Origin of the sequence: Corallococcus sicarius, from assembly GCF_003611735.1 — a bacterium.
Taxonomy (GTDB): domain Bacteria; phylum Myxococcota; class Myxococcia; order Myxococcales; family Myxococcaceae; genus Corallococcus; species Corallococcus sicarius.
The window spans coordinates 1-9,194 of record NZ_RAWG01000354.1; the positions used below are offsets into that span (position 1 = coordinate 1).

Annotated in this window: 8 protein-coding genes; 6 read left to right on the forward strand and 2 right to left on the reverse strand. The window is 70.6% G+C overall.

Annotation, left to right across the window (positions count from 1 at the left end):
- Nucleotides 1–184: 184 nt before the first annotated feature.
- Complete coding sequence (locus D7X12_RS35320; RefSeq protein WP_120629608.1) at nt 185–1,192, reverse strand: Gfo/Idh/MocA family protein; 1,008 nt, start codon at nt 1,190–1,192, stop codon at nt 185–187.
- A gap of 251 nt (nt 1,193–1,443) precedes the next feature.
- Between D7X12_RS35320 and D7X12_RS35325 the strand changes: the two genes are divergently transcribed.
- From D7X12_RS35325 to D7X12_RS35335, 3 genes are all read left to right on the forward strand, one after another.
- Nucleotides 1,444–1,830 (forward strand): BlaI/MecI/CopY family transcriptional regulator, encoded by a 387-nt coding sequence (locus tag D7X12_RS35325; RefSeq protein ID WP_120629609.1) that lies wholly within the window; start codon nt 1,444–1,446, stop codon nt 1,828–1,830.
- The gene (locus D7X12_RS35330; RefSeq protein ID WP_120629610.1) at nt 1,827–3,797 is read left to right on the forward strand and encodes a M56 family metallopeptidase; all 1,971 of its coding nucleotides are present in this window, start codon (nt 1,827–1,829) and stop codon (nt 3,795–3,797) included. Before D7X12_RS35325 ends, D7X12_RS35330 begins: the two co-directional genes overlap by 4 nt.
- A gap of 90 nt (nt 3,798–3,887) precedes the next feature.
- On the forward strand, nt 3,888–4,865 hold the full coding sequence (locus D7X12_RS35335) for a 4-hydroxy-3-methylbut-2-enyl diphosphate reductase (RefSeq protein WP_120629611.1): 978 nt from the start codon (nt 3,888–3,890) through the stop codon (nt 4,863–4,865).
- 24 nt (nt 4,866–4,889) lie between these two features.
- Here D7X12_RS35335 and D7X12_RS35340 read toward each other — a convergent pair whose 3' ends face one another.
- Nucleotides 4,890–6,542 (reverse strand): hypothetical protein, encoded by a 1,653-nt coding sequence (locus D7X12_RS35340; protein WP_120629612.1) that lies wholly within the window; start codon nt 6,540–6,542, stop codon nt 4,890–4,892.
- 134 nt (nt 6,543–6,676) lie between these two features.
- On the opposite strand from D7X12_RS35340, the gene D7X12_RS35345 reads away from it, so the two are divergent.
- The 3 genes from D7X12_RS35345 (at nt 6,677) to D7X12_RS35355 (ending at nt 9,173) form a co-directional block, all read left to right on the forward strand.
- Nucleotides 6,677–7,036, forward strand: a complete 360-nt coding sequence (locus D7X12_RS35345) for a hypothetical protein (RefSeq protein ID WP_120629613.1) — start codon at nt 6,677–6,679, stop codon at nt 7,034–7,036.
- A 2-nt stretch (nt 7,037–7,038) separates the two neighbouring features.
- Nucleotides 7,039–8,553: an FAD-binding protein gene (locus D7X12_RS35350; RefSeq protein ID WP_120629614.1), complete on the forward strand. Its 1,515-nt coding sequence runs from the start codon at nt 7,039–7,041 to the stop codon at nt 8,551–8,553.
- 230 nt (nt 8,554–8,783) lie between these two features.
- On the forward strand, nt 8,784–9,173 hold the full coding sequence (locus tag D7X12_RS35355; protein WP_120629615.1) for a VOC family protein: 390 nt from the start codon (nt 8,784–8,786) through the stop codon (nt 9,171–9,173).
- Nucleotides 9,174–9,194 lie beyond the last annotated feature (21 nt).

Consider the following 9,194-nt stretch of genomic DNA (forward strand, 5'->3'; position numbering starts at 1 on the left):
CCCCCCCACCGCGTTCGCTGAAGCGACCGCTGCCTGTCTCAGGCAACGGTAAACACCGCTCCCCCTGGGGCGAGCCTGTCCTCAGGGCTTGCCTGCGTGTGCGCTCGCACCCTGGACGGAGCCCTTCACGACCTGGAACGAAGGTCCCGGGTCCCGGGTCCGGGGCCGGACGGCGGGGCGGCGCTCAGGCGCAGAGGCGGTCCAGCGTGGCGGCCACGTCCACGAGCCGCTCGGTCTCCGCGTCGAAGCGCTCGCCCCGGCCCAGGCGGGTGGCCCACGCCACGGCGGCCCGTCCGCCCCAGGCATCCGGGGGTTCGCTCAGGCGCTCGCGCCGGGTGCCCTGGAACGCATCCGCGGTGAAGTCATAGAAGGACCCGTCGACGTTGCGGAACGCGGCGCCGCCCTGGGTGCCGTAGAAGGCCGCTTCGATGACGGCGTCGCAGCCCGCGGGCAGCTTCCAGGAGCAGGCGAGCTGCACGGCGGTGCCCGTGCCCAGCTGGAGCTGCGCGGCGGCGAAGTCCTCCACGCCCTGCTCGCGCGAGGCCAGCGGCCGTCCTTGCGAGAAGCGCTGGCTTGTCACCGTCTCCACCTTCGGGAAGCCCAGCACCCACAGCGCCAGGTCCACCAGGTGGATGCCCAGGTCCATCACGCACCCGCCGCCCGCCAGCTTCGGATCATGGAACCACGGCTTGTCCGGGCCGTAGGCGTTGTGGAACACGAGGTTCACCGCGTAGATGTCTCCCAGCGCGCCTGCCTGGATGCGCTCGCGCAGCTGCCGCATGCCGGCCGTGAAGCGGTAGCTCAGGTCCAGGCCCAGGAGGCGGTCCGCGGCGCGCGCGGCGTCCACCACCCGCTGGACCTCCGCGGCCGTGCGGCCCAACGGCTTCTGGCAGAACACCGACACGCCCCGCGCCAGCGCGCGCAGGGACTGCTCGGAGTGCACCGCGCCAGGCGTGGCGATGACCAGCCCGTCCAGTCCCAGGTCGAGCAGCGCGTCCAGTGACGCCACGCACTCGGCGTTCGGCGCCAGCGAGCGGGCTTCGCGGACGGCGGCGGCGGAAGGGTCGCAGAGGCCCACCACCTGGACCTGCTCGGAGCGCACGAGGGCCTCCATGCGGTTGCGTCCAATCCAGCCCATGCCCAGGAAGCCGACGCGGGGCCGCGCGCCCTGTCTCCCCATGGAGGCGCTCATGAAGAGGCGACCTCGCCCACGCACTCCACCCGGACGCCCTGGGGGCCGCCTACCACCGCCGCGCACATCGTGTTCGCCGCCACGTCCATGTGCCGCCTCTCCGGAGGAATTGGCCGAAGCTACGGCAACCGGTGCGAGCGCGGACCCGTGCGGCGGTGCCACCCTGCTGTGGACTACGAAGACCTTCGTTGACACCTACGAAATCGTTCGTATATCTAGTGCGTACTGCTGCTGGAGGGCTGAGGAGAGCCATGAGCCGAGACACGTTGCCGCGCCCCACGGATGCGGAGCTGGGCATCCTGAGGGTGTTGTGGGACCGGGGCGCCAGCACGGTGCGCGAGGTGCACGAGACGCTCCGGGATGGGAGCGGCTACACCACGGTGCTGAAGACGATGCAGATCATGACGGAGAAGGGGCTGGTGATGCGCGACGAGTCACAGCGCGCGCACGTCTACACCGCCCGCGTGCCGCGCGAGAACACGCAGCGGCAGCTGGTCACCGACCTGGTGGACCGCGTCTTCGGCGGGTCCCCGGCGCGGCTGGCCCTGCAGGCCCTGTCCACGAAGAAGACGTCCCCCGAGGAGCTGGCGGAGCTGCGCCAGTTGCTGGAGTCGTTGGAGAAGGAGGCGGAGTCATGAACGGTCTCATCCTGGAAGCGGTGGGTTGGGCGCTCCTGCACCTGATGTGGCAGGGCGTGCTCGTCGCGGCGGCATTGGCGCTCGCGCTGCGGTGGGTGGGCGGACGCTCGGCGAACCTCCGCTATGCGCTGGCCTGCGGCGCGCTGGGCATCATGCTCGCGCTGCCGGTGGCCACCGCGTGGCGGCATGCGTCGCGCGCAGTGGAGGACCGGCCCGCGCGGACGGAGTCCTTCGAGCGGAGCGCGCCTGTGTTCGCGGGCACGGCGGCCCTCACGCGCACGCAGCCCGTGCACCGGCCTGCCATCCCCTCTGGAGTCTCGGAGCAGCCGCTGTGGGAGCGGGCGTTCCAGCAGGTGGGGGAGCACCTCCCCTGGCTGGTGCTGGCGTGGGGGATGGGCGTGGCGGCCTCGTCGCTGCGGCTGTTGAAGGGATGGATGCTCTTGCGGCATCAGGTCCACGAGGCGGTGCACGCGTCGTGGGAGTGGCAGGAGCGGATGGAGAAGATGGCGCGGCGGCTGGGGCTCACGCGGCCGGTGCGCCTGCTGGTGTCGTCGAAGCTGGAGGTGCCGTCCACGCTGGGCTGGTTGAAGCCGGTGGTGCTGGTGCCCACCGCCACGCTCACGGGGCTCGCCGTGCGCGAGCTGGAGCTGGTGCTGGCCCACGAGCTGGCCCACATCCGCCGGCACGACTTCGCGGTGAACGTGGTGCAGACGCTGGTGGAGACGCTGTTGTTCTACCACCCGGCCGTGTGGTGGATGTCCCAGGTCATCCGCGTGGAGCGGGAGAACTGCTGTGACGACCTCGCCGTGCACCAGGGCAGCCCCCTGCCCTACGCCCGTGCGCTCACCGCGCTGGAGGCGCTGCGGATCCAGGGGATGGGAGCGGGCGGTCCCGCCCTGTCCGCGCTGGGCGGTTCCTTGAAGGACCGCGTGCGGCGGCTGGTGCTGGCGCCCGCGCCGCGGTGCTCGTCTCGCTGGGCGGCAGGGATCTCCATCTTCACGCTGGCCAGCAGCCTCGCGTTGGCGGTGCCCCTCACGGCGCTCGCCGTGCAGCCCGCGAAGGTGTCCGACGTGAAGGCCGAGCCGGTGGCGATGCCCGCGCAGCGCGATGCCCTCCCCACGCCCTCCTCCGCCGCACCGACGCTCCCGCCGATGCCCGGCGCGGGCGCCGCGCCCTCCGCGCCCTCCTCCGCCGCACCGGCGCTCCCGTCGCTGCCCACGCGGGCCGACGCGCCCTCCATCGCCGCACCGTCCCTCCCGGCGCTGCCTGTCGCGGGCGCTGCCCCCGCACTACCGCCCCCTCCGGGACTGATGATCGCGGCGGGCCCGGCGCCCTCGGTCGCCCCGCCCCTGCCTCCCGGGCCCCCGAAGCCGCCCAGCATCGAGCGTCCGAAGGCGGGCCGGGACGACTCCGATGACGCCGACGCGACCACCCGCGTGGGCCAGGACCGGCTCACGGTGGATCAGCTCGTCGAGCTGAAGATCGCCGGCGTCACGCCGGAGGTCGTCGCGAAGGTCACGGCGATGGGCTACGCGCCCACGGTGGACACGCTGGTGCAGTTCAGCCACGCGGGCATCACACCGGAGTACGCGAAGGCCATGGCGACCCGCTTCGGCAAGCCGCTGCCCTCGGAGTTGCTCGTGGGGATGAAGCACCTGGGCGTCACCCCCGAGTGGCTGGAGCAGATGAAGGCGCTCGGCTTCAAGAGCTCGGATCCGGAGGAGCTGCTCTCCGCGAAGGCGGTGGGCATCGACGCGGCCTGGCTGAACGACCTGAAGTCTGCGGGCTTCGGGAACCTGGACCTGGACACGGCCGTGGAGCTGCGCGCCCTGGGTGTCGATTCCGGCTACCTCCGCGAGTTGGAAGCCGCGGGCCTCAAGCCCGCCAACGTGGATGAGCTGCGACGCCTGCGCACCGGCGGCGTCGACGCGGACTTCATCCGCCGCATGCAGCAGCCCCGGAAGTAACCCCCTCTCCCCTCCTCACGCACGGCCCCACCGCGCGCTCCCACCCGGGCGCGCGGACGGGCCGCGCCTTGCCCGAAAGGAATCACCGTCATGACCTCGCGCCTGTCGCAGTGGCTCCCCCTGTTCGCGGTCCTCATTGCCCTTCCCGTCCTCGCTGGCCCCCGCGACAGCGGTGCCTGGGTCGGCACGCCCCGGGAGAAGGAGCTGCACCTCTCACTCCATCCGAAGGAGCAGCCCAATTCGCAGCTGGGCTTCTCCGCGCCGCTCACCGCGTTCCAGGGGCTCTCCACCGCGGACGGGAGCGCGGCCCCCTTCAAGCTGGTGCGTGAGGCAGGCACCTTCGACTTCGAGGGTCGCTTCACCCAGGAGCAGGGCACGGGCACCTGGCGCTTCACGCCGAACGCCGGGTACGCGAAGGCCCTGACGGACCTGGGCCTCGCCAGGCCGGACGCGGAGCAGCAGTTCACGCTGGCCGCCGTCGGCGTGGGCCCGGAGCGCATCAAGTCCCTGGCCGCCGCGGGCTACCGTGTGGACACGGTGGACGAGCTCATCCAGGTGGGCATCTTCAACGTCACCCCGGAGTACGCGAAGGCGCTCGCCGCCGAGGGCTACTCCAAGCTGTCGGTGGAGCAGCTCGTCCAGACCCGCATCCACGGCGTGACGCCCGAGCGCATCAAGGCCCTGGCCGCGGCGGGCTTCAAGGGCCTGGACCTGGACACGCTGCTCTCCATGAGCATCCACGGCGTGACGCCGGACTTCATCCGCGAGATGCGCGGCCTGGGCTTCAAGGACCTGAAGGGCGACGACCTCGTGTCCATGCGCATCCACGGCGTGACGCCCGCGTTCGTCAACGAGATGCGCGGCCTGGGCTTCAAGGACCTGGACGCCGAGGCGCTGGTGGGCCTGCGCATCCACGGCGTGACGCCCGCGTTCGTGAAGGAGATGCGCGGCCTGGGCTACACCAACGCCACCGCGGACGACCTGATGCAGCTGCGCATCCACGGCGTGGATTCCGTGTTCGTCCGCTCGCTGTCCAAGGACGGGGGCGCGCCGCGCAAGCAGCCCTGAGCCGCGCGCCCCCTGTGCCTCTGTCTACGGGGCGGGGGGCGCCAGCCCGGGCAGCAGCGGGACGCGCCGCGCGCCCGGACCGTTGGGGGTCGCCGCGCTGTTGTTCGTCACCCGCCGCATCTGCGCACGGATGGCGGGCAGGTCCCGCCGCAGCGCGGAGACGAACGCGGAGGGCGCGGTGGGCTCCACGTAGAAGGCCACCGTGCCTCCAGTGGCATCCGTGACGTAGGCGCCGAAGTCCTGGAGCGCCTGGGCCACCATCCGGCCCTCCGGCGACAGCCCCAGGGCCTGGATGTTCACCGAGGGCGGGATGGCGAAGTAGGCCCCCATGGGGACGCGGCCCAGGTAGTTGCTCTCACTGCCCCAGTCCTGCTCCGTCGCGGGCCACACGTAGCCCTTCGCCGTGCCGTAGCCGTTGGCGTCGTACCCGCTGACGCCGCAGCACTGGTAGTACAGCTGGACGCGGTCCACGGCGACGGCCAGCGCATGTTGAATCTTCCCCGTGTAGGCCGGGTCGCTGGGGTTGGTCTCCCACGCGCGGATGAGCCCGCCAATCGCGGAGCCACCGTAGGCGCGCACGCCGTTCTGCGGCCCCAGGCCCGTGCCGTAGAGGTCGATCTTGTGGTGGCGCCCCACGCGGTACGCCGTGGTCGACACGCGGGTGGTGTTCCACGCCTCGTCGACGAACGTCCGCGCCAGGTTGATGACGTGCATGTGTTTGTCACTGCCCGTGGCGATGGTCGCCGTGGCGGGCACGTAGTAGGCGCTGCTGCGGGAGCTGTCGTTGTAGTCCGTCACCGTCGCCCACGGGCTGCCCGTGGAGGCGAAGGTGATGGGGTGTGAATACACGTCCCAGTTCGCCCAGGTGTTGATGTTGACGCCGTTGACGCTGGTGGCGATGAAGTCCGCCGTCGCCGGGTCGGTGGTGCTCGCGTACGTCGCGCCCTGGCCGATGGGCAGGTTCCACACGGAGTCCGAGCGGAACGGGTGCCGCGTGGCGTTGCGCGTCGCCGTCTGGGTGTAGACGCGGAACTCGTCGAAGCGCGCGAGGTTGTCCTGGCTCGCGAGCAGGCCCACGCGGGTGGCCGTCTGGTGGCTGGTGTCCGTCACCCCGCCCTTCGCCACGCCGTTGATGAACACGTCGATGCGGCTGCCGGACGTGCGCACCTCCAACACGTCCCCCGCGACGGGGGCCTGGGCAATCTGGAGCGGAAAGGTCTGCGTCCCCCCGACGAACTTCGTCAGGAAGTAGCGCCCCGCGCTCACGTCCGTCGCCAGCTTCCAGCAGTTGCTCCGGTCCACGAACCGGAAGGTCAGGCCGGAGTACTGCCCCAGCGTGGCGAGCGTGACGAGCACGCGCACGTTGGCGCTGCCATTGACGGTGGCGTAGTGGTCGTTCCAGGTGGCGTCATCCGTCGCCAGGTACGCCCGGTTGGACTGGATGCCCCACGCCGTTCCCGCCGGGGTGATGCTCCAGCCCTGGCCCCCCTGCTCCAGGCTGCCCAGGCTGGCCGCGCTGTTGGCCCGGGTGAATGAGTCATAGAGGTTCGCATCCGACAGGGCATCCGCCCCGGTGCTCAGGGTGGGCACCGCGTCCAGCGCTTCGGTCTCCGACGGCTCACCGCAGGCCAGGTTCCAGGTGAGCAGGGGCAACAACAGGGGAAGGCACCGCTTCATCTTTGCTCCTTGGCGCGACAGGGGGGGTTCGCGCACGTCCCGCCAGGATACCAACGGCGGACACTCCCACCACCCGTGCGAGCCATTGAGCCCCCCAGGCAGAGGTCTACGCTCCCCGGTGAAAGTGGGGGAGCATGCAATCCATCCTCGGTTCGCTGCGGGTGACCGCGCTGCTGTGTCTGACACTGACCTCCGCATGCGCCCACTATCGCGTCCAGGCGCCCGGCCATGCGGGGGCGCCTGCGACCGAGCCGGAAGGGGAGGTCCTCTGGTCGCTGGCCTGGGGGCTCGTCCAGGAGCAGCCTCGGGTCGACAACTGTCAGGACCAGGCGCTCGCGGAGGTGACCCAGAGCACCAACCTGGGCTTCGCGTTCATCAGCGTCGTGACGCTGGGCATCGCGATGCCGCAACGGGTGGAGTGGCGCTGCGCCAAGGCCCAGCCGTCTCCGGGTGAGCTGGGTGCCGTCACCCAGGCGCCGCCGGAGGTGCGCTAACCATGCCGCCCATCATCCACAAGAGCGACCTGAAGCAATGGCAGAACTGGCACCAGACATACACCCAGAAGCTGGAGCTGCTGGTGGACGTCTGGAACGCCAATGCCTCCCAGTCCACGACGGAGGGCTATTCAGATACCACCCGGGGCCTGCAGGGGTTGATTGCCCAGGCCCTCCGCGAGGGCCTTGAGATCCGCGCACTGGGGGCCGGCTGGTCCTTCTCCACCGCGCCCGCCACCAGCGGAATCCTCGTCAACACCAAGCCGCTCAACTACGTCTTCCCCACCCCTCGCACCCATCCGTCCTACGCGGGCTCGCGGGACAACCTCCTCTTCGTCCAGTGCGGCAACTCCGTCGCGGAGTTGAACCACTTCCTGGAGGAGAAGATGGGAAAGGCCCTGCCGACCTCCGGCGCCAGCAACGGGCAGACCATCGCCGGTGCCATCGCGACGGGCACGCACGGCTCCTCGCTGGACTTCGGCGCCATGCAGGACTTCGTGGCAGGCCTCCACCTGGTGGTCTCACCGGAGCGGCACGTGTGGCTGGAGCGCGCCAGCTCCCCCACCATCCACGATGACATCCCCCAGAAGCTCGGAGCGGAGCTCATCCGGGATGACCGCCTGTTCAACGCCGCGCTGGTGAGCCTGGGCAGCTTCGGCATCGTGCATGGCGTCCTGCTCGTGGCCGAGGACCGCTACTATCTCCAGGCCTGGCGTCAGCGGATGCCATTGACCGACGAACTCTGGCGCGCGATGGACCAGCTCGACTTCTCCGGCGTCCAGCTCCCTGGCCCCGCGGGCCTGAAGCCCTATCACCTCCAGTTCGTCATCAACCCCAATGACCTGGAGCGCGGGGCCTATGTCACGGTGATGTACAAGCATGCCCAGCGCCCCCCGAACTCACCGCCTCCCAGCCCCGGCAGCAAGCTGACGCCAGGGGACAGCGCGCTGGAGATCGTCGGCGCCCTGACGGACATGGTCTCCGACCTGACCATCCCCGTCTTCGCGAAGCTGCTGGACCGCTTCTACGGGGAGTTCTCCGACATCACCGGGACCCCGGGGCAGATGTTCACCGACACGTCCACCCGGGGGAAGGCCTTTGGCAGCGCGCTGGGCGTTCCCCTGGGCCAGGTGCGCAAGACCGTTGAAGCCGCCCTGGCCATCAACCGCGAGTACGCCTTCCCCGGCCTGCTGGCGCTGCGCTACGTCATGCCCTCCAAGGCCACGCTGGCGTTCACCCACCACGACCCCATGACGTGCGTGCTCGACATCGACGGCGCCTCGTCGGCGCGCACGAAGACGTACTGCCAGAAGGTCTGGCAGAGGCTCACCGAGCAGCAGGTCCCCCACTCACTGCACTGGGGGAAGATCAACAACCTGGACGGAGCGCGCGTCAGAGGCACGTACGGCCCGGAGCGCGTGGAGGCCTGGCTCAAGGCGCGCCAGGCCCTGCTCACCAGCCCCGCACTGCGCGCGGCCTTCTCCAATGACTATCTGCGCACCCTGGGACTTGCGTGACATTGAACTGACCACCGGGCGGGGGGCGGGTCGAAAACAGGAGAAGACGCTGGGCGCCCTCCGGCGGGTGACGGCGCCGGAACGTCCACCGGGCGGCACTCCACCTGCCCCCGCGTCCCCTGGCGGACTCTTCCGGCTCCCTTCAATCTGCCGTACCCACGCCCCGCTTTTCGGTGTATCCCTGGCTCCCCCCCAGGCGTTTTCCCCCTGCCCGAGCTCCAGGAGAAGCCATGCACCACAGCCGACTCGCCGCGTTCGTCATGGACTGCAAGGTCGAGGATATCGACGCCGCCGCCCGCTTCTGGAGCGCGGCGTTGGGACGGGCGATGAAGCCGGCGGATCCGGACTCGCCCACCTACCGCGAGCTGGAGGCGGACCCCGAGGAGGCCATGTTCCTCCTCCAGAAGGTGGACCATGACAGCCGCATCCACCTGGACATCGAAGCGGATGACCTGGACGCGGAGCTGGAGCGGCTGGAGGCCCTGGGCGCGAGGCGCGTGGCCTACGTCAAGCGCTGGTGGGTGATGGAAGCGCCCACCGGCCAGCGCTTCTGCATCGTCCGTCCGCAGCGCGGCCCCCTGGAGGGGCGCGCCAACGTGTGGGACGGCGAGGGTCGCTGACGCGTCAGGTGGGCGTCGTTC

Bases quoted from the DNA above. Each gene is read 5' to 3' on its own strand.
- D7X12_RS35320 (WP_120629608.1), bottom strand. From the start codon at position 1,192: ATGAGCGCCTCCATGGGGAGACAGGGCGCGCGGCCCCGCGTCGGCTTC.
- D7X12_RS35340 (WP_120629612.1), bottom strand. From the start codon at position 6,542: ATGAAGCGGTGCCTTCCCCTGTTGTTGCCCCTGCTCACCTGGAACCTG.
- D7X12_RS35345 (WP_120629613.1), top strand. From the start codon at position 6,677: ATGCAATCCATCCTCGGTTCGCTGCGGGTGACCGCGCTGCTGTGTCTG.
- D7X12_RS35335 (WP_120629611.1), top strand. From the start codon at position 3,888: ATGACCTCGCGCCTGTCGCAGTGGCTCCCCCTGTTCGCGGTCCTCATT.
- D7X12_RS35325 (WP_120629609.1), top strand. From the start codon at position 1,444: ATGAGCCGAGACACGTTGCCGCGCCCCACGGATGCGGAGCTGGGCATC.
- D7X12_RS35355 (WP_120629615.1), top strand. From the start codon at position 8,784: ATGCACCACAGCCGACTCGCCGCGTTCGTCATGGACTGCAAGGTCGAG.
- D7X12_RS35330 (WP_120629610.1), top strand. From the start codon at position 1,827: ATGAACGGTCTCATCCTGGAAGCGGTGGGTTGGGCGCTCCTGCACCTG.
- D7X12_RS35350 (WP_120629614.1), top strand. From the start codon at position 7,039: ATGCCGCCCATCATCCACAAGAGCGACCTGAAGCAATGGCAGAACTGG.